Here is a 25,252-nt window from a genome sequence, read left to right as displayed (position 1 = left end):
CAGGACTCGGTTGATCCGCCAGGATGGACAGCACGGGCAGCGCAGCCGGCGACGGACGGGCCGGCGCAGGGCTGCGCCGCAAACGCTGGCAGCCTGCCAGACCGGTTATCGGCCGCGTCACGGACAAACTTTAGCCGTCAGGCGCCGCCCTGCTCGCGCAAGGCATCGGCAAAACCGGCAGCATCCAGCGGCAGCGACAGCAGGTAACCCTGCACCTCGTCGCACCCCATCTCATTGAGGATTTCCAGCTGCGATGCCGATTCAACGCCCTCGGCCACCACCTTCATGCGCAGTTCGTGCGCCAGCGCCACCATCGAGCCGACGATGGCACGGCCCTGCGCATCGGTGTCGAGCCCGCCGATCAGGGTGCGGTCGATCTTGAGCGTGCCCACGCGCAGGCGCTTGAGATAGCCCAGGCTGGAATAGCCACTGCCAAAATCGTCCAGCGCCACCTGGATGCCGAGCGACTGCAGCTCGGCCAGCGTTTCCAGCGACTTGCCGATGTCCTTCATCGCCGCGGTCTCGGTGATCTCCAGCGTGATCGCCGAGGGCGGGATGTCGTGCTGGTGGATCTGCTCGAGCAGGTATTGCGGGAAATTGCGGCTGGCAAAGCGCAGCCCCGAGACATTGATCGCCACCGGCACGGTGGGCACGCCGGCGTCCCGCCACTGGCGCACCTGGCGGCAGACGCTGGTCAGGACCCAGTCGTCGAGCTTGTCGATCTGGCCCGACTGCTCGGCCACGGTGATGAACTCGGCCGGGCTCACCTGGCCCAGCGCGGGATGGCGCCAGCGGCATAGCGCTTCGGCCCCCACCAGCGTGCGCCGGCGCGCATCGTACTTGGGCTGGAACTGCAGCGACAGTGCGTCGTCCTGGATCGCCAGCCACAGGTCGCGCCGGATCACGCGGGTGCGGCGCGCGCGTTCGCCGGCGGCGCTGTTGAACAGGCGCACCTGGTTCGAGCCGCTCTGGCGGGCCTCGGCCAGGCTGACGCGCGCGGCCTGCATCAGCGCCTCCGAGGTCTGCGCATCGCGCGGGTAGATGGCAATGCCGATGTTCACGCCGATCTGCATCTGCAAGCCGCGCGCGGCGATGAACTCGGCCAGCGAGCCGAGCATGCGCGAACCCAGTTCCTGCGCGCGGCCATGATGGACCAGCTCCGGCACGCCCACGGCAAACTCGTCGCGCGCCAGCCGGGCCAGGAAGTCATGCGGCTCCAGCACGGCCTGCGCCAGCGCGCCGGCGTCCTGGGCCAGGATATCGTCGGCGCGGATCTCGAAGACCTCGTCGACTTCGCGGTAATCGGCAATATGGATCAGCAACACGGCGCAGCCGCTCTCGGCCAGCCGCGCCTGCGCGATCGTCTGGTCCAGCCAGCGGCCGAAGGCGACGCGGTCGGGCATCGTCGTTGCCACGCTGTACTCGCCCACCGTGCCCTGCCCGCGCGCTGCGGCACGCACGGTAAGACGGCCGGGGCGGCCGGGAATGCGCGCGCCGCGCCGCGCCAGGCGGGGCTCGTGCCCGCGCGGCAGGCCGTGCGCCTCGTCCACCAGCTCATCGGCCAGGCCGGCTTCGTGGTGCGCAGCCAGCAAGCCACGCGACTGCGCGCGGTGGACGGCGAACATCAGCGCGCACAGCGCGGTCAGCCCGCCCGCCAGCCAGGCGGGGTGCGGCAGGCCGGCTGCATCGATGCAGGCGCGCGCCGAGACCGAGCCCGCGCCACAGGCGCGGCCCAGGTGGGTGCCGGCCGCGGCCACCAGCCCGGCGCCAGCGACGACCGCCATGAGCGCCGCACCGCGCCACAGCCGCGTGCCCTGGCGCAGCCACTGCACCAGCAGCTTGGCAGCCGCGGTGGCTGCTGCGGCGGCGGCGAAGCTGGCCGCCATCTGTGCCGTGTCGTTGGCCGCCGGCACGCTGCCCGACAGCATCACCACCAGTACGGGCAGGCTTACGCTCAGCTGCGATAACAGTGCCGCCGACCAGGTCAGCATGCGCAGCGAGCGGCCACCGGCTGACTGGTCCGCACGCCCGGCGCGAACGCCGAGGGCGGCGGCCACGCCCAGCAGGGCAGCCAGCAGCAACAGGATGGAACTCAGGGCAATCATTGGGCTGCGCGATGATGAAGAGAATGCGCGAAGAAGGTCAGGACGCGGGGCAAACCCCGCATCATGGCATCTTGCGGTCGCCGTGTGAACAGGGCAATGGTGGGGACAGTGGTTTAGAACGCGCTCCAGTCATCATCGGCCCCGGCAACGGCCAGCACGGGCCTCGCCGCCGGACGGCTTGCCGGAAGCGCCGCGGCCGGGCGGGCAGCAACGGCACGCGGCGCCGCGGTTGCCGAATGCGCCGCGGCTGCCGCCGGCCGCACCGACATGGTGCGTGCGGTGCTGCCAGCGACAGCCGTCGCGGCCGTGCCTGCCCCTACTCCCGTACCCGTGCCAAGGTTGAACACCGAGACCACGTTCTTGAGCTTCTGCGCCTGTTCTTCCAGCGCACCGGCTGCGGCGGCGGCCTCTTCCACCAGCGCGGCATTCTGCTGCGTCACCTCGTCCATCTGGGTCACCGCCTGGTTGACCTGCTCGATGCCGCTGGTCTGTTCCTGCGACGCGGCGCCGATCTCGTTCATGATGTCAGTCACGCGGCGCACGGCCTGGACGATCTCGCCCATGGTCTGGCCGGCTTCTGCCACCAACCGGGTACCGCTCTCCACGCGCTGGCCCGACTCGCCGATCAGCGCCTCGATCTCCTTGGCGGCCGAGGCCGAGCGCTGCGCCAGGCTGCGCACCTCGCCCGCCACCACCGCGAAGCCGCGGCCCTGCTCGCCGGCACGCGCGGCTTCCACCGCTGCATTGAGCGCCAGGATATTGGTCTGGAAGGCAATGCCCTCGATCACGCTGATGATCTCGACCACCTTGCGCGAGGCGCCGTTGATCTCGTTCATGGTGTCGACCACGCGGCCCACCACGTCGCCGCCCTTGAGCGCGATCTGCGAAGCCTCATTGGCCAGCACGCCGGCCTGGCGCGCGTTGTCGGCATTCTGCCGCACCACCGTGGTCAGCTCTTCCATGCTGGCGGCGGTCTGCTCCAGCGACGAGGCCTGTTCCTCGGTGCGCTGCGACAGGTCCAGGTTGCCGGTGGAAATCTGCTGCGTGGCCGATGCCATCGAATCGGCGCCGGTGCGCACTTCGGCAACGATGCCCGACAGGCTGGCCTGCATCGCGGCCAGCGCCTGCATCATGCGGCCGATCTCGTTCTTCGAGACGCTGGCGATGCGCGAGGTCAGGTCGCCGCGGGCGATGCGCTCGAACACAGCCAGCGCCTCTGCCACCGGCGCGACGATGGCGCGGTTCAGCGTGACCGTGCACAGCACCGCGACCGCCAGGCCCAGCACGATCAGCACGACCGACAGCATGCGGATACGCGCAAAGCTGGCCTGCGCAGCATCGAAGTTGGCCTGCCCGGCAGTCATCTGGAACTTCTGCAGCTTCTCGTGCACGCTCGACATGCTGCGCTGCAGGTCAGGCAGCACCTTCTTCGCCAGCCGCAGGGCCTCTTCCTGGTTGCCCGCGAGCGAAGCCGCCTGCAGCGGCAACACGCCCTGCTCCATGAACGCCTGGCGCTGCTTGCCCAGCTCCGTGGCGAGCGCCTTTTCCTCAGGATTCTGCGGCAGGTTCATATAGCGCTTCCAGGCAGCCTCCGATGCCTCCACGAACACTTTGGAGCGGTCGACGTGAACCTTGGGATCGTCCTGCTCGCCCTGCATCACGTTGCGGTCCAGTGCCAGCCGCATGCGCGTGGTGGCCTGCATCGCCTCGCTGAGCGCGACGGTGGAGCCGAGCTGGTGGGCATAAGTCTCCCTGAGGGCATCATTGCTTTGTGAAATGCCGTGCAGGCCGGCACCGCCGACCAGCAACAGCAGCAGCGACAGCATTCCCATGGCGCCCCGTAGCAGGGTCTTGATCTGGATATTGTTGTGGAAGGACATGATGAAAGAAGACTGTGTCAACCCGCGGGGCACACCCCCAACCCCGTTCCGGCAGGATCGACGCCCAGATGATCCGCCCTGCCCGGATAACGGCGCGACCTCCTGTTACTTGAGCCGCCGCGCCGGTGGCGGGCGCAATTAATCGGCGATAACCGGCCTGTCGGATATACGCCACGTGGCTTGCCGCGGCCGATTATGGCGATTTGATTTTGGCGGCGGCTGGCTGCCGCCGGGCCAGTTTGCGTACGGCCGCACCATTTGCGGGCCTGAACCCGGAACTGCGGCCGGAACTGCAGCCGGGCCGACGACGACGGAAATGCCGGTGACAGACCACGACACCGAAAGTTCACACAATTATCGGCGCCAAGAATTTTCGCAAAAACAGCATCCGATTAGTCCGGCAGGATTTGCAGCGGGCGGCGACCCCGTTATAATTGTTTTCAGCATTTTCACCCCCGCACACACCCACCGCATTCCACTCCACCGGAAACCGAGGACCCAATGGCGACGTATCAGGAAATCGTTCAGAAAATCAGTGAACTGCAGAAGCAGGCCGAGGAAATCAAGGCACGCGAACAAGCCACGGTGATCGCGGATATTCGCGAGAAAATCGAGCAATATGGCCTGACTGCGGAAGACCTGGGTTTTGGCGCAAAGGTGCCGGCCGGCAAGAAGGCGGTCAACCGCAAGGTGCCGGTACGCTATCGCGACAGCGCCGGCAATACCTGGACGGGCCGCGGCAAGCGCCCGGGCTGGCTGACCCAGGCCCTGGCCCAGGGCAAGGCAGTTGAAGACTTCCTGATCCGCTGAAACCCGCGATCCGGCAGATGGTAAAACGCCACGGATGAATTCCGTGGCGTTTTTGTTTTCTGGTCTTCCGCGGCGCCTGCACAACACTGCGGCGCCACCTGCCCGGGGCGTCAGGCGTCAAACCCCTGCGGATTCATCGACTGCCAGCGCCATGAGTCCTGGCACATGCGGTCGATGTCATGGCGCGCGCGCCAGCCCAGCAGCTGGTTGGCCAGCGCGGGATCGGCGTAGCACGAGGCGATGTCGCCCGGGCGCCGCGCCACGATCTCATGCGGCACCGGCTTGCCGCTGGCACGCTGGTAGGCCTGCACCACTTCCAGCACGCTGTAGCCGCGGCCCGTTCCCAGGTTCACGGTCATGCTCTTGCCCTGCGCGCGCAGGTAACCCAGCGCCGCCAGGTGGCCGTCCGCCAGGTCGCAGACGTGGATATAGTCGCGCACGCCGGTGCCGTCCGGCGTCGGGTAGTCACCGCCGAATACCATCAGCTTTTCACGGCGCCCGCCGGCCACCTGCGCCACATACGGCATCAGGTTGTTCGGGATACCGCGCGGATCCTCGCCAATCAGCCCGCTTTCATGCGCGCCGACCGGATTGAAATAACGCAGGTAGGCAATGCGCCAGTCCGGATCCGATGTTTCCAGGTCGCGCAGGATTTGCTCGCCCATCAGCTTGGTCTGGCCATACGGGTTGGTGGCCGACAGCGGGAAATCCTCCAGGATCGGCACCGCATGGGGATTGCCATAAACCGTGGCCGAAGAACTGAACACCAGCTGTTTCACCCCGGCCGCGCCCATTGCCGCGCATACCGTCAGCAGCCCGCCCAGGTTGTTGCTGTAATACTCCAGCGGCTGGCTCACCGATTCGCCCACTGCCTTGAGTGCGGCAAAATGAATCACCCCGCTGATGCGGTGTTCGGTAAAGAGCCGGTCCAGCAATGCGCGGTCGCGCACGTCGCCCTGCACAAAATGCGGGGTCTTGCCGGTAATGGTGGCGAGCCGCTCCAGCACCACCGGGCTGCTGTTGCAAAGATTATCCAGGCCGATCACGTGGTAGCCGGCATTGAGCAGTGCAACCCAGGTATGCGAGGCGATATAGCCGGTGGCACCGGTCAGGAGCAAGGTTTCAGGCATGGAAAATCGGTGTCGGAATTCGATTCAGGGCCGGGCCTTGGCCTGGCGGATTCAAAACGTGGCGCAAGCACCTCTTTCCGCCGCGTAGGCCGGCGAAGCTGCTTATTATCCACGATCTGCCGATGCGCCCAGGGCAGCCGGCCCGGCGCGCGGGGCTAGACCCGGCTTCCCGGCACTTCCGCCACCAGCCCCGCCCGCGCCTGCCAGGCCTCATAGGCGGCGCGCAGCCGCCAGCCGGACTCCGGGTCGCGCATGCCCAGGCATTGCGCCACCTCGGCCGGCGCCGTGCCGGCCTCGAAATGCATGGCGGCGCAGGTATTGCGCAGCGTCTGCGGCGACGCGCGTTCGCTGCGCCCGGCCAGCACGCCGGCCTCGTCCAGCAGGATCTCCACGCGCCGGTAGACCGAGGCGGCATGCATCGGCCGGCCCGCCGGCATGGCGGGAAACACCAGGCCGCCAAGCGTGCCGGAGGCTTCGCGCAATGCCAGCCAGGCCCGTAGCGGCGCATGGGCCAGGCTGAACAGCGGCACGGTATAGGCTCGGCCGTTGTCCGCGCGGACCATGCGCAGCGCCATCCGGCCGGGGGCGCCGGCTTCGATGGCATCGACCCGCAGCGCCCGCGCTTCGCCTACCTTCAGGCCGCCGCCGAGCAGCACCGCCAGCAGGGCCACATCGCGGGCGCGCTTCCATTGGGTGGGCGATGCCGCGGTGCGCGTGTCGCCGGCCGGCATGCCGGCCGGGCCAAGTATCCGCGCCACCAGCAGGTCGCGCTCGCCCGGCAGCAGGAACGCGGTGGGATCGTTCTCGCCGTCGGCGAGATGGGCGCGCACCGCCTGGCTGGCCGGGTTGTGCATGCCCTCGCGCAGCCGCGCCAGGTGATGGAACACCCGTTCGATCAGCCGCGTATAGCGATAGCGGTGCGATTTGTGCAGCTGCTGCGCGTCCAGGAACTCACCGATCTGCTCCGCCGACCAGCTCAGCGGCGGCAGCCCGCGCTCGGCCGACCAGCGCAGCAGCTTGCCCCACATGGCGCGGTACACCACGCTGGTGCCGTGCCGGAAGCCATGCCGTGCCAGCCAGCCGTCGAACGCGCGCTCCGGATGGTCGCGCCAGGCGGCCAGGTCGGCATCGAACAAGGCCGCCTGTTCAGGATGGGCAGCGGAGGGCTTAGTGGTCACTGACTCTCCTGCCGGGGGCCGGCGTGCGGGGTTGGGATCCCGCCTATTGTAGACAACCCGTCACTGCGCGGCGGGGCGCCGGCACCATTGGCCCCCGCATCGCTTGCACGGTGCCCCGGCGCATGCTACCTTTCCATTCACTATGCAACTGGTTGCATAAAACCCCCGCAACAAGACGCCGCGCACTGACGCCAGCCAAGGAGACCGAAGTGACCACCACCAACCTGATTCCCGCCGCACAGGCCTCACTTGAAGCCTGGCACCAGATGCTGGCCAACGGTTCGATGGCCGGGCTCGACGCCATCGTGGCCGATGAGGTGGTGTTCCGCTCGCCGGTCGCGCACACCCCCTATCCCGGCCGCGCCGCGATTGGGCTGGTGCTGACCACGGTGAACCAGGTGTTCCAGGACTTCCGCTACCACCGCAGCTTTGTCAGCGAGGACGGCCACAGCGTGGTGCTGGAATTCAGCGCGGCCGTGGACGGCAAGGCGCTCAAGGGCATCGACATGATCCGCTTCGACGACGCCGGCCGCATTGCCGAGTTCGAAGTCATGGTGCGCCCGCGCTCGGGCCTGGAGGCGCTGGCCGCCGCCATGGGCGCGCGCCTGGCCAGCCAGAAGGACGTGCTGACCGGCGCGGCCTGACGCAACCCTGTTTCGCAGCACCGCTTTTTCGCCTTACCGAAATACCCAGGAGACTTCACCCATGGCCCTTCCCGCCCAACTCCAGAACCGGCTGTCGCTGCCGGTGGTCTGCTCGCCGCTGTTCATCATCTCCAACCCCGACCTGGTCATCGCCCAGTGCAAGGCCGGCGTGGTGGGCTCGTTCCCCGCGCTGAATGCGCGCCCGGCACCCAAGCTGGAAGAATGGCTGGACCGCATCACCACCGAGCTGGCCGAACACGACGCCAGGCACCCGGACCGCCCGTCGGCACCTTTCGCCGTCAACCAGATCGTGCACAAGTCCAACGACCGGCTTGAACATGACCTGGAGCTGTGCGTGCGCTACAAGGTGCCGATCGTGATCACCTCGCTGGGCGCGCGCAAGGAAGTCAACGACGCAGTGCACTCGTACGGCGGCATCGTGCTGCACGACGTGATCAACAACACCTTCGCGCGCAAGGCCATCGAGAAGGGTGCGGACGGACTGGTGGCGGTTGCCGCCGGGGCCGGCGGCCATGCCGGCACGCTGTCGCCGTTCGCGCTGCTGCACGAGATCCGCGAATGGTTCGACGGCCCGCTGCTGCTGTCGGGCTCGATCTCCAGCGGCGACGCCATCCTGGCCGCGCAGGCCGCCGGCGCCGACCTGGCCTATATCGGCTCGGCCTTTATCGCCACGCAGGAAGCCAACGCACAGGACGGCTACAAGCAGATGATCGTCGACAGCACCGCCAACGACATCGTCTACTCCAACCTGTTCACCGGCGTGCACGGCAACTACCTGCGCGGCAGCATCGAGCGCGCCGGCCTGGACCCGAACGCGCTGCCCGAATCGGATCCGTCGAAGATGAATTTCGGCTCCACCAGCGTCAAAGCGTGGAAGGACATCTGGGGCGCCGGCCAGGGCGTGGGCGCAATCAAGCGCGTGGTGCCCGCAGGCGAGCTGGTGCGGCGCTTTGCCGAGGAATATGCGCTGGCACGCCGCCGGCTGGGCTTGGGCGAGGCCAAGCAGGCCGGCACGCGCGCCGTCGACCTGGCCTGACGCAGCCGGTCAGCTGGCCTGGCAGGCCGTAGCCGCCGCCCAAGCGGGCGCGGCTACAGCAGCGGCAGCAGTTCCTCGCCCCAGGCCACCCAGTCCTGCTCGAAGCGGATGCCGCGCTGCAGCAGCGCATAGCGCAGCTGTTGCGCGCGGTCCATGTCCGGCGTCGAGAAATCGCGCCGCTCGATGGCCAGGTAAGTCTCCAGCCGGGCCCGATGCAGCGCGATCAGCCGACGCATCTCGTCACCGAGGCCAAGCGGCCCGATCACCGCATCGGCGCGCAGCTTGACCAGGATTTCCTCGCGCTGATCCAGGCTGGCGCCGGGGGTCAGCACCCAGCGTGCCAGTTCTTCACGGCCGGCCGGCAACACCCGGTAGACCTTCTTGCGGTTCTTGCGGTCGCCGCCACCGGCCTCGCCTTCCGCCGCCTCGGTTTCATCCGCGGCAATCCAGCCACTGTCAGCCATCCGCCCCAGCTCGCGATAAATCTGCTGGTGCGTGGCATGCCAGAAATAGCCGATGGAACGGTCAAAGCGCCGCGCCAGGTCATAACCGGACGACGGTTTTTCGATCAGGGAAATCAACAAGGCGTGCTGGGTCGACATGCGTCTGGGCAGTGGCCCGTCGGGGGGCGATGGAAAATGGTTGGAAGCGGATGCGGCAGACCCGGAACCGGGACGCGCCGGTAGCCGCACTTCGCGGGGCTGGCGCTATGGTATCGCAATGCCGGCCTTGCGCAGCACCTCAGCGATGTCGTCACCGGCGTCGCCAGCAGATGCCATACATTCGTTAAATTTGTCATTTTGGAAATTTCCTGGCAGACAGAATTAAAAAACGCTGAATGGCATTTCTGCGTTGGATGCAATACATTCCATACATTGAAAATCCAGTGCGAGCGCATACCCGCCCCCGGCCGCACCTTGCAGCAATCCTGGAGTGTGTCCATGACCGGAAGAATCCTGCTTGCCGAAGAGCGCGACGTGGCCTGGGAAGCCGACGCCGTCGAACTCCCGATCGGCATCCTGCCGCCCATGCGCGACAAGGCGCCCATTTACTACCGCCTGCCCGATACGCCGGACGGGCACCATATCAAGGAATACGCCAGCGGGCTACGCCAGCTGGTGCGCTTTGTCGGCGTCGAAGAACAGGTTGTCAAATTCAGCCTGGGCTGACCGGGCACGTAACCGTTTCCCTGTGGTTGTCTCCTCCGAGCCCGTTCCTGCGGGCAGGGACTTGAACCCGCGAGATTCGCGGGTTTTTTCTTGGCCGGCGGAATCAGAGCTGCGGCGCGCGGCAGGCGGCGCCGTCGGGGTTGGCCGTTTCCGCCATGTCGAACACCGCCCTGGCACCGCATTGCGATCCGAACATGCGTGCCTGGTCGTGCCCCACGCCCACCACTTCATAGGCCTGGTGGCGGATCACCAGCCCGGGGCTGGCCAGGTAGCGCTCATAGCGCAGGTAGCCGCGGGCGCGCTGCAGGCGGGTGGGACCTTCGGCCTCAGCGCCGCACGCCTTGTCCAGTACGCGGTGGTTGGGGTCGTTGTCTTCCGTGCCGGCCAGGTAGGTCACCTGACGCCCGGCGTAGCGCTGGTACAGCGACTGGCCATTGGCACCCTTGGCGTAGGGCACGATGTCCTGCATGCCATAGCGGTACTTGTCGTAATCCGGGCACACTGCCTTGTCGTAAGGCGCAAACGAGCGGCCGTCCGCGCCGGCCGGGCGCACCGCCGTGAAGTACAGGTAGGACGAGGGGTTGGCCACCACATAGCGCAGGTCGATGCCGCGCGCGCGGATGCGCTCGTCGACATTGTTCAGCACGGCATAGCGATGCACGATCTGTGCGCCGCCCGAATGCCCGGCCACGGTCACCCTGGCCACCCGCGGCAAGCGCGCCTTGTCGGTGACGAAGGCCATCATGTCATCGAGGACTTGCAGTGAACTGACCGTGAACGGCGCGTTGACCGCGTTCTCGCCACTCATCCAGCCCTGCACCGACCATTGCGGCATGCCGTCGAAGCCCTTGCCGTGGTCTGGCGTGCCGGGGAAGTTGGGCGCGACCAGCAGCACCTCGTCCGGATTGCGGCCGCTGGCCTTGAGCAATGCAGCACCGGCGGCGTAGTAATCATCGCCGTTGCGCTGCAGGCCGTGCTGCACGAACACCACCTCGCGGATGCGCGACAGGTCTTGGTCTAGTGGATGGTTGGTGTAGACCGGGAAGTCATAGCCCGCGCCCGTGCCCAGGTGCACGCGCTGCCAGTGCGGCTTCGCCTGGGCCGGCGTGGCCGCCGCCTCCACCGCCGTGGCGGCGGAAGGCGTGTCGGGTGCGCTGGCGCAACCGGCCAGCACTGCCATGGCGATGGCAGCACCGGCCAATGCCCGGCATGGTTTGCTTGGCACAACGAGAGCAAGGGCTTGCAGCATGGGGAATGGATTCCTGTGGGAGTGTTTTGCCGTCGGCTGACCCGGACGCGCCGTCCTGGTCAGCCCAGGCGCCTGACCAGCGCCGCCACGTCCGGCCAGGTCACGCGGCGGACCATGACCCGCAGGTCCGGACCGTGGAAATCATCCTCGAACGCCTCGGATTCCTCGCCGCCCAGCCGCTGGTAGAACTCGCGCGCCTGCGTATTGGCTTCCAGCACATAGAGGAACAGCGGCCGCCCGGGCCAGTGCGCGGCCACGCGCTGCGCGCAGTGGGCCAGCAAGCGCTTGCCCAGGCCCTGGCCGTGGAAAGCCGGCAGCACGTGGAGGTTGTCGAGATAGATGCCGAAGCGGGGCTCCGCCTCGGGCAGCAGGCAGGCAAAGCCAGCGGCTTCGCCGTCGACCATGGCCAGCGTGACTTCCACGGGGCCGTCTGCGCCGTTGTGCATGCGGGCGCGCCAGGCGGCCAGCCGTTCCGGGTAGGCCTGGTCCCGCAAGTAAGCAGCCGGCAGCATGCCGGGATAGGTGTGCTGCCAGCTGGCGGCGTGCATGGCGGCGAGCCGGTCGGCATCGGCAGCCGTGGCGGGGATCAGCGCAAGATCGGGCATGATAGGCGGCGCGGCAGGCGGTCGGCGTCGGCGCAGCGCCGGCAAGGTGTCGGGAAGCGATCATTGTGCCGCCGCATGCCAAGGCTTGCAAAGCGTGGATGCAGGGATTGCAACCGGCGTGCCTTGCCTGCCTCCCGCGCCATCATGCAACACTCCCGGCGCCGGGAACGAAGGTTGCAGGATCCTGCAAAATTGCCTGCCGCAACGAAGAGGAAGCCTTATGTATATGGTCTACTGGTCCGAAGCCGACGGCACCGGGCTCAGCCCCCACGCGCAGTCATTCCCAAGCGATGCGATGCGTGAGGCCCTGCACTTTACCGAGGCGCTGCGCCAGCGCCAGCACGCGGGCGAGCCGGTGAGCTTTGTCACGCTGTGCTCGGAGAATCCCAACGCCGTGGGCCGGGCCGGCGCGGCCGACCCGCCACCGGACTATGAGTGGAAGAAGAGGCGGCCTTGAAGCGGCAGCGCGCATTGTCGTGAAACATGGCGCGCTGCCCGGCCGGGCAGAACCCGGCAACTGGCCCGTCAGCCGATGATGTCGAACTGGCTGAAGTACTCCTCGTTCAGCTCCAGGCCCAGCCCCGGCAGGTTGTCGTCGAGCTGCAGGTAGCCGTTGTCCGGCGCCGGATCGCCCTTGAAGATGTAGTAGAACAACTCATTGCCCACCTCGACGTCGTGCACGGGGAAGTACTCCGACATCGGCGAAGCCGTCGAGGCCATGGTCAGGTGGTAGTTATGCATCTGCCCCGCGTGCGGGATCACCGGCACCGACCAGGCCTCGGCCATGGCGTTGATCTTCTGCGCCGCGGTGATGCCGCCGACGCGGTTGGTGTCGTACTGGATCACGTCCACCGCACGGCGCTCGAGCAGGTCCTTGAAGCCGTAGGAGGTGAATTCATGTTCACCGCCGGAGATCGGGAACGGGCTCGCCTTCTTCAGCTCGGCATAGCCCTCGATATCGTCGGCGATCACCGGCTCTTCCAGCCAGCGCGGGTTGAACTCGGCCAGGCGCGGCAGCATGCGGCGCGCGTACTCCAGGGTCCAGCCCATGTAGCACTCCAGCATGATGTCGACGCCGTCGCCGACCAGCTCGCGCAGCAGGCGCACCTGTTCGATGTTCTTCTGCATGCCGGCGGGGCCGTCCTTGGGGCCGTAGCCGAAGCGCATCTTCATCGCGGTGAAGCCCTGGTCGAGGTAGCGCTGCGCTTCTGCCAGGAACGCGTCGCGGTCGTCATTGTTGTAGAGCTTGGAGGCGTAGCACCAGATTTTTTCCTTGGTGCGCCCGCCCAGCAGCTTGAACACGGGCTTCCCAACCGCCTTGCCCATCAGGTCCCACAGCGCGATATCGACCGCCGAGATCGCCGCCATGCCGATGCCCTTGCGGCCCCAGGCATGGGTGCGGCGGTACATCTTCTGCCACAGGTATTCGTTGTCGAACGGGTCCTGGCCGATCACCGCCGGCGCCAGGTACTGGTCGACGATCTCCTTGGCCACGCGCGGCGCCAGCGCGCAGTTGCCGATGCCGACCAGGCCGGAATCGGTTTCCACTTCAACCACCAGCCAGCCGTGGAAGCGGAACGAGCCCATGGCGTCGCCGCGCTCGAACAGGATGTCGGTGGCGTTGGTGCAGAAATGCGCCTGCGGCGGCACGGTCTTGCCCTTCCATTCAAAGACACGGGCGCGGACGTTGGTGATCTTCATGTTCAGCTCCTGATGGCGATGCGTTGGCGCGAACGCTCCCCGGCCGCGCCGGGGGCGGTCTTGCTGGATTTGGTGTGGTGAAGGTGGTGGCTAGGCTGTGGCGCGCCGTTGCGCGCCCATGCGGCAGGCGATCTGGAATGCCTGCAGCGTGGCGCCCGGATCGGCGCGGCCCTGCTGCGTGATGTCGAACGCGGTGCCATGCGCGGGCGTGGTGATCGGCACCGGCAGCCCGCCCTGCACCGTCACGCCGCGCGAGAAGCCCATCAGCTTGATGCCGATCTGGCCCTGGTCGTGGTACATGGTGACGATAGCATCGAACTGCCGCTGCGACGGCCCGCCCTGCACCTTCAGGAAGATGGTGTCGGCCGGGAACGGACCGTCTGCCGCCACGCCGCGCTCACGCGCCGCGGCCACGGCCGGGGCGATCACGTCGATCTCCTCGCGGCCGAAGGCGCCGTTGTCGCCGTTGTGCGGGTTCAGGCCGCACACCGCGATGCGCGGGCGCGCCATGCCGGCGCGGCGCAGGGCCTGGTCAATCAGGTCGATGGCGCCGCCCACGCGTTCCTGCGTGATCATCGCCGGCACGTCCTTGAGCGCCACGTGCGAGGTCACGCGCGAGGTCCACAGCCCGTCCAGGACATTGAACTCGCAGAAGTTGCCGTGGCAGCCAAGCTGCTCGGCAAACCAGTGCAGCTCATCGCTGTGCGCCATGCCGGCGGCGTGCAGCGAGCTCTTGTTGAGCGGCCCGAACAGGATCGCGTCGGCCTGGCCCGCTTGCGCCAGCTGCAGTGCCAGCGCCAGCGTGCCCAGGCTGTAGCGCCCGCCCTCGGCACTGGCTTGGCCGCGCGCATACGCCGGGCGCTCCGGCAGCTGCCAGTGGTACAGGCGCGGCTTGCCATCGTCGGCAAAGGCGGGCGCATCGGTCTCGGCCAGCGCCAGCTCGACGCCTGCGATCCGCATGCCGTGGCGCCATTCGTCGCGGTCGGCGATCAACAGGATCTCGGCCTGCACGGCGGTCGCGGGGTCGGCCAGCAGCCTGGCGATCAGTTCGGGGCCGATGCCGGCGGGGTCGCCCAGCACCATGGCGATTCTTGGACGGGAATTCATTGGACTTCCGGGGTTGTTATTGGTCGAGCTTGACGCCCAGTTCAGCGATCAGCTTGCCATAGCGCACATACTCGGCACGCGAGAAGGCATCGAACTGCGCCGCGGTCAGCGCGCCGGGCACCGCGCCCACATCGGCCAGCCGGCGCACGGTGTCAGGGTCCCTGATCACCGTGGCCAGCGCGTTGCCCAGCTTCTGCAGTGTCGTGGGCGCCGTGCCGGCCGGCGCATAGACACCGTACCATGCACTCATCTGGATGCCGGGCACGCCCGCTTCAGCCAGCGTGGGCACGTTGGGCAGCAGCGCCGAGCGCTGGTCCGCGGTGACCGCCAGCGCGCGCAGCTTGCCGGCCTTGATATGGCTGATGACCGACGGCATGGTCTCGAAGCTCATGTCCACCTGCCCGCCCATCAGGTCCACCAGCGCGCTGCTGCTGCTCTTGTACGGCACGTGCAGCAGCTTGCCCTTGATCTGCCGCGCGAAGGACGCGCCGGCCAGGTGCTGGGTGCTGCCGACCCCGGACGAGCTGTAGCGGAACTTGTCCGGGTTGGCCTGGATCTGCGCCACCAGCGCCTTGACGTCGCGCGCCTGCACCTGGTTGTTGACCACCAGCACATTGGGCACCGACGACACCAGCGCCACCGGCGCCAGGTCCTTGAGCGGATCGAACTGCAGCTTGAGCAGGTGCGGCGCGATCGCTTGCGAGGTCACCACGCCCATCAGCAGCGTATTGCCGTCCGGCGCCGCCTTGGCGGTCAAATCCGCGGCAATGGTGTTGGACGCGCCGGGGCGGTTGTCGACCACGACTGGCTGCTTCAGCTGCGCGGCGAGCTTGTCGGAGACGATGCGCGCCATCACGTCGGTGCCGCCGCCGGGCGCTGCACCCACCATCAGCCGCACCGGCCGTGTGTCCTGCGCCCAGGCATTGCCCGTTACTGCCGCCACCGTGGCCAGGCCGGCGAGTGCGCCGGCGATCCATGTCTTCATTGCTGTCTCCGTCGTTTTGCTGTCCGGCTCTGCGGCGCGGATGGGCAGACTATAGGAGCATCAGTGATTCGCCACTACTGATGTTTTTTGAACTGGCGATCACCTGGCGTTATACCTCGGCAGCCGCCTGCTGCGCAGTGCGCGGCAATGCCTTCAGGATCGCGACCAGCTGTCGCGCCGCCGCGGACAAGGCGCCGCCGCGCCGCGTCACGATGCCAAAAGTCTGCTGCCGCGACTGCAGCCGCACGGGCAGGATGCGCAGCATCTTCTGGCGCACGAACATCGCCGCCACGCCGGTCGGCAGCAGCGACACCAGCCCGGGGTCGCCCTGCAGCATGGCCACCGTGACGAAGGCCGACGAGGTCGAGATCGCATTGGCGGGAAAGCTCATGCCGGCCAGGTCCAGCTCGCGCTGCAGCAGCGCGTGCATCGGCATATGGCCTGCATAGGTGATCCAGCGATAACCTGCGAGGTCGGCAAACCCCATCGCGCGCGCGCGCGGTGCCGGATGCGCATGGCCCACCACGACCGCGACCTGCTCATCGCCCAGCGGGTGGTAGTGGTAGCGGGCCGGTTCATCGCTGACCAGCGAGCGGCCGATCACCAGGTCGAGGTGGCCGTCGTCGAGCAGCCCCAGCAGGCGCAGGCTGGTGTCCTCGATGATCTCCAGCGCCAGCTCCGGCTGCGCCTGGCGCAGCCGCGCCAGCACCGGCACCAGCACCTCCGGCACCGCCCCCATGATCACGCCGATGGCCACGCGCCCGCCGCTGCCCGCGCGGATGCCCGCTACCTCCTCGCACATGGCGCCCAGGTCGGCCACCAGCTGGCGTGCGTGCCGGATTACGCAATGGCCGAAGGCATTGGGACGCATGCCGCGCCTGGAGCGCTCGAACAGCGGCGCTTCCAGCATGCCTTCCAGCTCCTGCAGCGACTTGCTGGCCGCCGACTGGGTCATCGCCATCGCCGCGGCGGCCTGGTGCAGGGAGGAATGCTCGTCCAGCGCGATCAGCAGTTGCAGCTGCTTCATGCGCAACCGGCCGGTCAGGGCGTCGAGGGTGGATTTCATGAAGAAATCTGTGAGTCGCAAAAGCGATCACCAGATGGAAAGGTTTCAATATACAGCCCGGATGGCGGCTCGTATATTGGCCCGATCCAATTCACAAGCAGCCGGAGGAGTCCATGACCCGCACCCCATCCCCCACCGTCTACCGCGGCGTATTCCCGGTAGCGCCCACCGTCTTCGACGCGCAGGGCGGCCTCGACCTCGACGGCCAGCGCCGCTGCATCGACTTCATGATCGATGCGGGTTCGCACGGCATCTGCATCCTGGCCAACTTCTCCGAACAGTTCGTGCTGAGCGACGACGAGCGCAACGTGCTGATGAAGACCGTGCTGGAACACGTGGACGGCCGCGTGCCGGTGATCGTCACCACCACGCATTTCAGCTCGCGCCTGTGCGCCGAGCGCAGCCGCGCGGCGCAGGATGCGGGCGCGGCCATGGTGATGGTGATGCCGCCTTACCACGGCGCCACCATCCGCGTGCCCGAGCGCAGCATTTACGAGTTCTTCGCCACGGTCTCGGATGCCATCGACATTCCCATCATGATCCAGGACGCGCCGGTCAGCGGCACCACCCTGAGCGCGCCGTTCCTGGCGCGCATGGCGCGCGAGATCGGCAATGTGTCGTACTTCAAGATCGAAGTGCCGCAGGCCGCGGCCAAGCTGCGCGAACTGATCGAACTGGGCGGCGACGCCATCGTCGGCCCCTGGGACGGCGAAGAGGCCATCACGCTGATGGCCGACCTGGAAGCGGGCGCCACCGGCGCCATGACCGGCGCGGGCTTCCCCGACGGCATCCGCCAGATCCTCGATGCGTGGCAGGCCGGCGACGCCGAACTGGCCGCGCAGCGCTACCAGCAATGGCTGCCGCTGATCAACTATGAAAACCGGCAAGGCTGGCTGGCCACCAGCAAGGTGCTGATGCAGGCAGGCGGCGTGATCGCATCGGACGCGGTGCGTCATCCGCTGCAGCCGATGCACCCGGCCACCCGCGAAGGGCTGCTGAAGATTGCGCGCCGGCTCGATCCGCTGGTGCTGCGCTGGGCCCGCTGATCTCATCGAAAGGACAAGGCATGACAATCTCAGGCGAACTCCTGATCGGCCGCCGCGCGGAACGCGGCGGCAACGGCACCATCCACGCCATCGACGCTGCCACCGGAGCCACCCTCGAACCGGCATTCGGCGGCGCCACGCCCGCGCAGCTCGACCAGGCCTGCGCGCTGGCATGGCAGGCATTCGACGCCTACCGCGAGACCACGCCCGAGCGGCGCGCCGATTTCCTCGAAGCCATCGCCGCCAACATCCTGGCGCTGGGCAATACCCTGATCGACCGCTGCACCACCGAATCCGGCCTGCCGCGCGCGCGCATCGAAGGCGAGCGCGGCCGCACCGTGGGGCAGTTGCGCATGTTCGCAAGCCTGCTGCGCCAGGGCGACTTCCTTGAACTGCGCGTCGACCCCGCGCTACCTGAACGCAAGCCGCTGCCGCGCGTCGACCTGCGCCTGCGCCATATCGCGCTGGGGCCGGTAGCAGTATTCGGCGCCAGCAACTTCCCGCTGGCATTCTCGGTGGCCGGCGGCGATACCGCCTCGGCCCTGGCCGCGGGCTGCCCGGTCGTCGTCAAGGCGCATCCGGCGCACCCGGGCACATCGGAGCTGGTCGGCCGCGCCATTCGCAAGGCCGTCGACGACATGGACCTGCCCGAAGGGACTTTCTCGCTGCTGTTCGATGCCGGGCTGGAGGTCGGCCAAGGGCTGGTGGCCGATCCGCGCATCAAGGCCGTCGGCTTCACTGGCTCACGCGCCGGCGGCATGGCGCTGATGGCGATCGCGGCGGCACGGTCAGAACCGATCCCCGTGTTTGCCGAGATGAGCAGCATCAACCCGGTGCTGCTGTTCCCGCACGCACTGGCCAATCGCGCCGAAGCCATCGGCACGGCGTTCGCGGATTCGCTGACGCTGGGCTCCGGGCAGTTCTGCACCAACCCCGGCCTGGTGCTGGCGGTTGCGGGGGATGACCTGGAGCGCTTCCTGCAGGCCGCGGCTGCGCGGCTGGGGGCGCTGCCGGCTGCGACCATGCTGACGCCCGGCATCCATCGTGCCTATTGCGCCGGCGTCGATACGCTCGCCAGCCATGCGCAAGTGCAGACCGTTGCGCGCGGCGCGGCGGGATCGGCTGCGCAGGGACAGGCCGCGCTGTTCGCCACCGACGCCGATGTCTTCCTGGCCAACGAAGCGCTGCGCCACGAAGTCTTCGGCGCCGCCTCGCTGGTGGTGCGCTGCCGCGACCTCACCGAGATGCGGCGCGTCATCGACGCGCTGGAGGGGCAGCTGACCGCCGCGCTCCATATCGAGGATGCCGACCACGACGCCGCCCGCACCTTCCTGCCAGCGCTGGAACGCCTGGCGGGACGCATCCTGGTCAATGGCTTCGGCACGGGCGTGGAGGTCGGACATGCGATGGTGCATGGCGGGCCGTGGCCGGCGACGTCCGACGGCCGCAGCACCTCGGTCGGCAGCCTGGCCATCGCGCGCTTCCTGCGCCCGGTCAGCTACCAGGACATGCCGCCCGGCCTGCTGCCCGCGTCGCTGCGCCCGGACAGCCCGCAACGCCACGCGTGGCGCCTCGACGGCAAGCTGCAAGGGATGCCCGGCTGAGGCTCACCTCGACAATGCCCGCAACGCATCGATCAGCAGGCTCATCGATGCCGTCGGCGGGCGGCCCCGCCGCGTGACGATGCCATAGGGCCCCAGCTTGCGCGGCAGGGGCAGCGGCAATACCGCCAGCGCGCCAAGCCTGCCGTAGTAGGCGGCGACCGACTCCGGCAGCACCGCGATCAGTTCGCTGTCCGCCAGCAACGACGTGGTCATCAGCACCGCCGCGGTCTCGATGGTCGACGGCGGCGCCGGCACGCCGGCATCCTCGAACGAGCGGTCGATCAGCGCGCGCATCGGGCTGGGGCGCGGCTGCATGATCCACGGGTAGCCCGTCAGTTCCTCGAACGACAGCTTGCGGCGCCGCGCCAGCGGGTGCTGCGGCCCGACCACGATAGCCAGGCCCTCGTCGCCCAGTTGCTCGAAGTCCAGCCCGCTGCTGTCCCAGCCATCCGGCACGCGCCCCAGCACGATATCGAGCTGGTCGCGCTCAAGCTGCGGCATCAGCACATCGCTGGTCTCCACGTGCACCGCCACCTCCAGCCGCGGATGATCGCGATTGAGCTGCCGGATCACGTCGGCAAGCAGCCCCGGTGTAGGCGCCATCACCGCCCCGACCCGCACGCGTCCGATCTTGCCGGACTCCAGCGCCACCAGTTCATCGCGCAGCCCGCCCATGTCGGCAAACACCAGCCGGGCATAGCGCGTGGCCGCCAGACCGAAGCGCGTGGGCCGCAGCCCGCGCGCATGGCGCTCGAACAGCGGCACGCCGAGCAGGTCCTCCATGTCCTGCAGCATCTTGCTGACCGCGGGCTGCGTCAGCGTCAGCGCCTCGGCGGCCTGGCGCAGCGAACCGCGCTCCTCCACCGCCAGCAGCAGGCGCAGGTGCTGCATTTTCAGGCGGCCGTGGAGGGTGCTGACGGGTGGGATCATGGGTGGGACCAAGCGTAGAGAAGCGTGAGGGCAGGCTTTCGCCTGCGATCACAAATTCTTATCGCTTCGCCCCGTATGGTCAAGCCGGATATATCACTGCCACGCTGAAGGCGGCCGGCATCGGATTACTTCTTCGGCGATTCCAGCGTGACTTTCGACGGGGTGATTTCGCCGACATCCTCCCACGCCCTGGTGTCGAAGCTGAATCTGGCGACGGCGCAGGTCGGCATGTCGGTAATCTCGTCCGACAAGCGATGCGCGAAGTCGGTGAACTCGGGGTTGTGACCGAACAGCATCACGCAATCGAGCTTCTTGTCGAGCGCACGAACGACGGCCAGCAACTGCTCCGCGCTGGTGGCGTACAGCTGGTCATCGAGCGCGATGTCCTTGCGTGCATAGCCGAGCTCGTCGGCGATCAGTTGCGCTGTCGTCAGCGCACGTAGGGCCGGACTCGACAGGAGCAGGTCGGGCTTCAGCTTACGCTCGGCCAGGCGCTTGCCCATTTCCGGGGCGTCTTGCAGGCCACGGTCATTCAGGGGGCGCTCACGGTCGGGCAAGGAGGGATCATCTTTACTTGACTTGGCATGCCGGACGAGAAACAGGGTCTTCATGTTTCCTCCTGATCCAAAGGGATGGTTGTCGATTGCGTGCGCCAGGAGACCTGCACACGGCGACTGGCCCCGCCGCCACGCCCGCCCTATAGTGGACTTGGATGGGCGCGATTGCAACGCGATGCACGTCTACGCACCACCCGTCGGAGGACTGCGCCATGCCGAGCAATTCAGAAGCCATCGAGGTTGTGATCCCGGCCGGCGGCGTGGACCTGCAAGGCATACTCACGTTGCCGCCCGGCGCGGTCGCATTGGTATTGTTTGCGCACGGCACGGGCAGTTCCCGGCTTAGCCCGCGCAATCGATATGTGGCCGCGGAGCTCAATCGCTGCGGCATGGCAACGCTGCTGATGGACCTGCTGCTGCCGGATGAAGACCAGGTGCAGGCCATCCGCTTCGACGTCGAGCTCCTGGCGACACGGCTGGCGCAGGCAACCAGCTGGGTGGCGCGGCAGCAAGCCGTGCCACAGCGGTTCGGCTACTTCGGCGCCAGCGTTGGTGGCGCCGCGTCGATCCGTGCCGCATGCCAGTCGTCTATCCCGATACACGCCGTCGTTTCGCGCGGGGGCCGGGTCGACCTGGCGGGCCCCGACGCCCTTGCGAAACTGCTTGCGCCCACCATGCTGATCATCGGCGGGCTGGACCTGAGCGTCCTGGAACGCAATGAATCGGCCTATGCCCAGCTGACATGCACCAAGAAGCTGGTGATCGTGCCCGGCGCCTCGCATTTGTTCGAGGAACCCGGCGCACTGGAATCGGTCGCTCGCCTGGCGGCGCAGTGGTTCGAGCGCTATCTCGGCAAGGACTCGCCCTGAACAGTGCCAGCAATCTGCCCCTGGCGTCGAAGGTACAATGCCCGGGCCCGGCCTGACGGCCACCCGGGCATTGTCACTTTCGCCAACCTCCCAGGGAACAGGACACCACCCATGCGCGAACCCAGCCGGGCGTTTCTCCTCGGTCCGCTGCTCAAAGGCGTCTCGCGTTCGTTCTATCTCACGCTGCGCGTGCTGCCCGAGCGGATGCGCGATCCGGTCGGCCTGGCCTATCTGCTGGCGCGTGCCGCCGACACGATTGCCGATACCTCGCTGATCCCGCCACAACGGCGCCTGGCGCTGCTGTTGTCGTTGCGCGACCAGGTCAACGGTGCAACCGCAGACACGGCGCTGGCCGACAGCATCGCAACCGAGGTGGCAGGCCGGCAGGAACAACAGTCGGACGAGCGCATCCTGCTCGAGTCACTGGGCCCTGCGCTGGCGGTGCTGGCGCAGCTGGAGCCGGACGACCGGCAAGCGGTACGGCAGATCGTATCGACCCTGAGCGAGGGCATGGAATTTGACCTGCGCACCTTCCCCGATGAAAACGCCGGCCGCATCGTCGCACTGCGCGAGCCGGAAGAGCTTGACCGTTATACGTACCTGGTCGCCGGATGCGTGGGCGAGTTCTGGACCAGCATGACCGCCGCGCACATGCCTGGCGCGATCGGCAAGCCCGACGCCATGCTGCGCCGCGGGGTCCGCTTCGGCAAAGCCTTGCAGATGACCAATGTGCTGCGGGACTGCGGCAAGGACCTGCGCATCGGCCGCTGCTATCTTCCGGCGACGATGCTGCACCAGCATGGCCTGAGCCCGCAGGATCTGCTGCTTGCGGACGCCTCGCCGCGCGCGCGGGCCTTGATGCTCGAGCTCGTGCGCAAGACGCTGGACCACTTTTGCGAGGCCATGACGTACACGCTTGCCATTCACCCGCGTTTTATCCGGCTGCGGCTGGCTTGCCTGTGGCCCGTCCTTATCGGCATGGAAACGCTGTTGCTGCTGGTGCGCAACGACGACTGGCTGGACCCGGCAAAGGCGTCCAGACTGCAGCGCGGCAAGGTGTATCGGATCATTGCGTATTCGCTGCCGATGGTCCTGTCGAACAGCCTGTTGCGCATCTGGTTTGCGCGCCAGATGCGCAACATCGATGCTGTCATTCGCGGATTCAATGGCCGGTGAATACCGTCAGCACCCCCGTATAGCCATAGAGGTGATCCCTTGCGATCTCGCCGCCGGCAAAGAAGCCAGCCAGCGGCAGGTCGCCAAGCGCGCGGCGTACGGTCTGCAGCTCGGCATGCGGCGCGCCGAAATGCGGCCCGCCCCGGCCTGAGCAACTGATGTAGAGCGCGCCACGTGCGCGGCTGCCGCCGCGTTCGATCTCCGTACGGATCTCGGTGGCGACGCGCACCAGGTCCGCGCGCGCCGCGTCAGCATTGCGCATGCAGAAAGCCAGCCGCATGCCGGGCTCGACCATGTCGGCCAGCGCCAGCATGCGATGCTGCACGTCCAGGCCGATCAGGTGGCGCACCAGCGTGTCCGAGCCGAACCTGCCGGGCAGCACCGGGGCATCGTCGGCGGCTGAATTCAGGCCGGCCAGCGTTCCGGCCAGCGCCTCCGCCATGGTTTCCACCTGGGCATCGCGCTCGACGCCGAGGTCATTCAGGATGCAATCCAGGGCCGGCTTGCCGTCCAGCTCGAACAGGAGGTTGTGATTGCTGCGCGTGACGGCGCGCACCGGCCCGATCGGCTGGCAGCCCTGCGTGACGCGGGAGACCAGTTCGATTTCGGGGCCGAACAGCACGCCCGACAGTCCACCGGAAAACACGCCATCGGCAATATGCAAGGTACGGTTGCGGGCCGACGACAAGCCGCCGAACAGGTAACCGGTGGCCGTGCGCGCGCTCAGCTCATGCAACAGGTCCTGCACATCGGGCGTACTGCCCTCGGCATGCACCAGCGCGGTATGCGGAACGAAGCCGGAAGACGCGGGCGGCAAGGGCTGGCGCCCCGAAAACAGCTGGAACGCGTCGCGCGGAAACGGCGCCGCCATCAGCACCATGGCCGGCTCGTCGAAATACTCTTTGCCGCTGGCGGATACGCCCAGGCCGACCGTGCCGACCCAGGACACACCGGGCCAGTTCTGCTGCAGCGCGGCAAGGATGGCCTCGGCGGCCAGCGCGTAGTAGTCGCTCAGGTAGCACCAGCCGAGCGTGAGCGGCGGCGCGTTGTCTGCCTTCGCCTGGCGCAGGAAATCCTGCGTGTCCAGCTGGCGCTGGCAGTCTGCCAGCGCGACCTGCCATTCGACGTGGGCCGCGTCAGCGTGAACGAAGGAAAGGTCATGCATTTTGGGTTCCTCCGTATTCAGGCTGGCGACATCCATTGGACTGTTGCCGGCAAGGGGTGTTCAGCCCCCGTTCTGGCAGCCGGTCGGCTGCCGCGGCCGCTCCCGCGCGATCTCCTCCTGTAACGCCAGCGCCGCCCTTGTGAGCGAGGCCGTTACTCCGCCTTCGCCCCCGATTCCCGCGCCACCTTGCCCCACTTGTCGGTCTCGGCGCGGATAAAGGCAGCAAGCTGCGTTGGCGTCATGTCACCAGCGGTCACGCCCTGCTCGTCAAACCGCTTCTGCACCTCCGGCGCCTTCAGCAGCTTGCCCAGCTCCGCCGAGACGCGCTGCTCGATCGCCGCGGGCGTGCCGCGCGGCGCCATCAGCGCGAACCATGTGGTGACTTCGTAGCCCCTGACGCCGCTCTCCGCCAGCGTCGGCACGCCGGGATAGGCGGCGGAACGCTTCGCGGTGGTGACCGCCAGCGCCCGGACCTTGCCGCTGCGCACGTGCTGCGACGCCGACGGGCTGGTTTCGATCGCCATCTGGATCTGGCCCGCGATCAGGTCGGTCATCATCGGCGCGCCGCCCTTATACGGCACATGCGCAACGTCGGTGCCGGTCAGCGCGCGGAACAACTCGCCGGACAGGTGCTCGGTGCTGCCGATGCCGGCCGAGCCGTAGTTGACCTTGCCGGGATGCGCCTTGATATAGGCGACCAGGTCGGACACGGACTTCACCGGGATCGCAGGATTGACCACCAGCACATTGGGCGTCAGCGCCACCAGGCCCACCGGATCGAGATCGCGCGTGAACTCGTAGGGCAGGCTCTTGTAGATGGCCGGCGCCATGGTGTGGGCGACGGTGGCCAGCAGGAAGGTGTAGCCGTCGGCCGGCGCGCGCGCCACGTTGGCCGCGCCGAGGGTGCCGCCGGCGCCGGGGCGGTTATCCACCACCACCGGCTGCTGCAGCGCCTCGCCCAGCTTCTGGCCGATGGTGCGGGCGAGGATGTCGGTGGTGCCGCCGCTGGCGAAGGGCACTACCAGGGTGATCGGCTTGGCCGGCCAGTTGTCCGCGGCGAACGCGGCGGGCGCGCCCAGCACAGCGGTACCGGCGAGGCCGGCCATCACGGCGCGGCGCATGCGCAAAACGGTTGTCATGCAGTCTCCTTTGCGGGAAGTCATGTTGTTATGGAATGGCGGCTGCGTAGTGTCGCTTCCGCCGGTTTCTGACCGGTGCG

At 67.7% G+C, this 25,252-nt stretch carries 24 protein-coding genes; 9 read left to right on the top strand and 15 right to left on the bottom strand.

The window, feature by feature from the left end:
* Window positions 1–137: 137 nt before the first annotated feature.
* Window positions 138–2,105, bottom strand: a complete 1,968-nt coding sequence (locus tag I6H87_RS19860) for a putative bifunctional diguanylate cyclase/phosphodiesterase (RefSeq protein ID WP_010809861.1) — start codon at window positions 2,103–2,105, stop codon at window positions 138–140.
* A 113-nt stretch (window positions 2,106–2,218) separates the two neighbouring features.
* Complete coding sequence (locus I6H87_RS19855; protein WP_041687909.1) at window positions 2,219–3,985, bottom strand: methyl-accepting chemotaxis protein; 1,767 nt, start codon at window positions 3,983–3,985, stop codon at window positions 2,219–2,221.
* A 501-nt stretch (window positions 3,986–4,486) separates the two neighbouring features.
* On the opposite strand from I6H87_RS19855, the gene I6H87_RS19850 reads away from it, so the two are divergent.
* The gene (locus tag I6H87_RS19850) at window positions 4,487–4,795 is read left to right on the top strand and encodes an H-NS histone family protein (RefSeq protein ID WP_010809859.1); all 309 of its coding nucleotides are present in this window, start codon (window positions 4,487–4,489) and stop codon (window positions 4,793–4,795) included.
* A 110-nt stretch (window positions 4,796–4,905) separates the two neighbouring features.
* On the opposite strand, the gene galE is transcribed toward I6H87_RS19850, so the two are convergent.
* Window positions 4,906–5,925, bottom strand: coding sequence for a UDP-glucose 4-epimerase GalE (galE, locus tag I6H87_RS19845; RefSeq protein ID WP_010809858.1), 1,020 nt, complete (start codon window positions 5,923–5,925; stop codon window positions 4,906–4,908).
* A 155-nt stretch (window positions 5,926–6,080) separates the two neighbouring features.
* A complete protein-coding gene (locus tag I6H87_RS19840; RefSeq protein ID WP_011616425.1) occupies window positions 6,081–7,103 on the bottom strand; it encodes a tyrosine-type recombinase/integrase in 1,023 nt (340 codons plus the stop codon).
* A 209-nt stretch (window positions 7,104–7,312) separates the two neighbouring features.
* On the opposite strand from I6H87_RS19840, the gene I6H87_RS19835 reads away from it, so the two are divergent.
* Both I6H87_RS19835 and I6H87_RS19830 read left to right on the top strand, forming a co-directional pair.
* Complete coding sequence (locus tag I6H87_RS19835; protein WP_010809856.1) at window positions 7,313–7,747, top strand: nuclear transport factor 2 family protein; 435 nt, start codon at window positions 7,313–7,315, stop codon at window positions 7,745–7,747.
* Window positions 7,748–7,808: 61 nt separating this feature from the next.
* The gene (locus I6H87_RS19830) at window positions 7,809–8,804 is read left to right on the top strand and encodes an NAD(P)H-dependent flavin oxidoreductase (protein ID WP_011616424.1); all 996 of its coding nucleotides are present in this window, start codon (window positions 7,809–7,811) and stop codon (window positions 8,802–8,804) included.
* 53 nt (window positions 8,805–8,857) lie between these two features.
* On the opposite strand, the gene I6H87_RS19825 is transcribed toward I6H87_RS19830, so the two are convergent.
* Entirely contained in the window at window positions 8,858–9,406 is a 549-nt protein-coding gene (locus I6H87_RS19825; RefSeq protein ID WP_010809854.1) for a PadR family transcriptional regulator, read from the bottom strand.
* Window positions 9,407–9,745: 339 nt separating this feature from the next.
* Between I6H87_RS19825 and I6H87_RS19820 the strand changes: the two genes are divergently transcribed.
* Complete coding sequence (locus tag I6H87_RS19820; RefSeq protein WP_010809853.1) at window positions 9,746–9,973, top strand: hypothetical protein; 228 nt, start codon at window positions 9,746–9,748, stop codon at window positions 9,971–9,973.
* A gap of 103 nt (window positions 9,974–10,076) precedes the next feature.
* Here I6H87_RS19820 and I6H87_RS19815 read toward each other — a convergent pair whose 3' ends face one another.
* Complete coding sequence (locus I6H87_RS19815; protein ID WP_011616423.1) at window positions 10,077–11,222, bottom strand: hypothetical protein; 1,146 nt, start codon at window positions 11,220–11,222, stop codon at window positions 10,077–10,079.
* A gap of 59 nt (window positions 11,223–11,281) precedes the next feature.
* Window positions 11,282–11,827: a GNAT family N-acetyltransferase gene (locus I6H87_RS19810; RefSeq protein WP_011616422.1), complete on the bottom strand. Its 546-nt coding sequence runs from the start codon at window positions 11,825–11,827 to the stop codon at window positions 11,282–11,284.
* A gap of 220 nt (window positions 11,828–12,047) precedes the next feature.
* Here I6H87_RS19810 and I6H87_RS19805 point away from each other — a divergent pair, with 220 nt between their 5' ends.
* On the top strand, window positions 12,048–12,284 hold the full coding sequence (locus tag I6H87_RS19805; protein WP_010809850.1) for a hypothetical protein: 237 nt from the start codon (window positions 12,048–12,050) through the stop codon (window positions 12,282–12,284).
* 68 nt (window positions 12,285–12,352) lie between these two features.
* Here I6H87_RS19805 and I6H87_RS19800 read toward each other — a convergent pair whose 3' ends face one another.
* The 4 genes from I6H87_RS19800 to I6H87_RS19785 all read right to left on the bottom strand — a co-directional run bounded on the left by I6H87_RS19800 (window position 12,353) and on the right by I6H87_RS19785 (window position 16,686).
* Window positions 12,353–13,528 carry an L-rhamnonate dehydratase gene (locus I6H87_RS19800; protein WP_011616421.1) on the bottom strand — a complete coding sequence of 392 codons (1,176 nt, stop codon included), beginning with the start codon at window positions 13,526–13,528 and terminating at the stop codon, window positions 12,353–12,355.
* A 90-nt stretch (window positions 13,529–13,618) separates the two neighbouring features.
* Window positions 13,619–14,635: a 4-hydroxythreonine-4-phosphate dehydrogenase PdxA gene (locus tag I6H87_RS19795; RefSeq protein WP_011616420.1), complete on the bottom strand. Its 1,017-nt coding sequence runs from the start codon at window positions 14,633–14,635 to the stop codon at window positions 13,619–13,621.
* A gap of 16 nt (window positions 14,636–14,651) precedes the next feature.
* The gene (locus tag I6H87_RS19790; RefSeq protein ID WP_011616419.1) at window positions 14,652–15,620 is read right to left on the bottom strand and encodes a Bug family tripartite tricarboxylate transporter substrate binding protein; all 969 of its coding nucleotides are present in this window, start codon (window positions 15,618–15,620) and stop codon (window positions 14,652–14,654) included.
* 109 nt (window positions 15,621–15,729) lie between these two features.
* A complete protein-coding gene (locus tag I6H87_RS19785; protein WP_011616418.1) occupies window positions 15,730–16,686 on the bottom strand; it encodes a LysR substrate-binding domain-containing protein in 957 nt (318 codons plus the stop codon).
* Between the two features lie 113 nt (window positions 16,687–16,799).
* On the opposite strand from I6H87_RS19785, the gene I6H87_RS19780 reads away from it, so the two are divergent.
* Together I6H87_RS19780 and I6H87_RS19775 are read left to right on the top strand one after the other, a co-directional pair.
* The gene (locus I6H87_RS19780; RefSeq protein ID WP_010809845.1) at window positions 16,800–17,732 is read left to right on the top strand and encodes a dihydrodipicolinate synthase family protein; all 933 of its coding nucleotides are present in this window, start codon (window positions 16,800–16,802) and stop codon (window positions 17,730–17,732) included.
* A 20-nt stretch (window positions 17,733–17,752) separates the two neighbouring features.
* The gene (locus I6H87_RS19775) at window positions 17,753–19,336 is read left to right on the top strand and encodes an aldehyde dehydrogenase (NADP(+)) (protein ID WP_011616417.1); all 1,584 of its coding nucleotides are present in this window, start codon (window positions 17,753–17,755) and stop codon (window positions 19,334–19,336) included.
* Between the two features lie 3 nt (window positions 19,337–19,339).
* On the opposite strand, the gene I6H87_RS19770 is transcribed toward I6H87_RS19775, so the two are convergent.
* Together I6H87_RS19770 and I6H87_RS19765 are read right to left on the bottom strand one after the other, a co-directional pair.
* Complete coding sequence (locus tag I6H87_RS19770) at window positions 19,340–20,266, bottom strand: LysR family transcriptional regulator (RefSeq protein WP_010809843.1); 927 nt, start codon at window positions 20,264–20,266, stop codon at window positions 19,340–19,342.
* A 125-nt stretch (window positions 20,267–20,391) separates the two neighbouring features.
* A complete protein-coding gene (locus tag I6H87_RS19765) occupies window positions 20,392–20,877 on the bottom strand; it encodes a SixA phosphatase family protein (protein ID WP_011616416.1) in 486 nt (161 codons plus the stop codon).
* Between the two features lie 158 nt (window positions 20,878–21,035).
* Here I6H87_RS19765 and I6H87_RS19760 point away from each other — a divergent pair, with 158 nt between their 5' ends.
* Window positions 21,036–21,692, top strand: a complete 657-nt coding sequence (locus tag I6H87_RS19760; protein ID WP_010809841.1) for a dienelactone hydrolase family protein — start codon at window positions 21,036–21,038, stop codon at window positions 21,690–21,692.
* Window positions 21,693–21,803: 111 nt separating this feature from the next.
* Window positions 21,804–22,868, top strand: a complete 1,065-nt coding sequence (locus I6H87_RS19755; RefSeq protein WP_011616415.1) for a phytoene/squalene synthase family protein — start codon at window positions 21,804–21,806, stop codon at window positions 22,866–22,868.
* Here the strand turns inward: I6H87_RS19755 and I6H87_RS19750 are convergent.
* Together I6H87_RS19750 and I6H87_RS19745 are read right to left on the bottom strand one after the other, a co-directional pair.
* Window positions 22,855–24,033: an FIST signal transduction protein gene (locus I6H87_RS19750; RefSeq protein WP_011616414.1), complete on the bottom strand. Its 1,179-nt coding sequence runs from the start codon at window positions 24,031–24,033 to the stop codon at window positions 22,855–22,857. The genes I6H87_RS19755 and I6H87_RS19750 overlap by 14 nt on opposite strands.
* Before the next feature lie 152 nt (window positions 24,034–24,185).
* Window positions 24,186–25,172, bottom strand: coding sequence for a Bug family tripartite tricarboxylate transporter substrate binding protein (locus I6H87_RS19745; RefSeq protein ID WP_011616413.1), 987 nt, complete (start codon window positions 25,170–25,172; stop codon window positions 24,186–24,188).
* Between the last annotated feature and the right edge of the window lie 80 nt (window positions 25,173–25,252).

The organism is Cupriavidus necator (assembly GCF_016127575.1).
Lineage (GTDB): Bacteria > Pseudomonadota > Gammaproteobacteria > Burkholderiales > Burkholderiaceae > Cupriavidus > Cupriavidus necator_D.
Note: the sequence above shows the minus strand (reverse complement) of the source record. Positions and strands in the feature narration are given on the sequence as shown.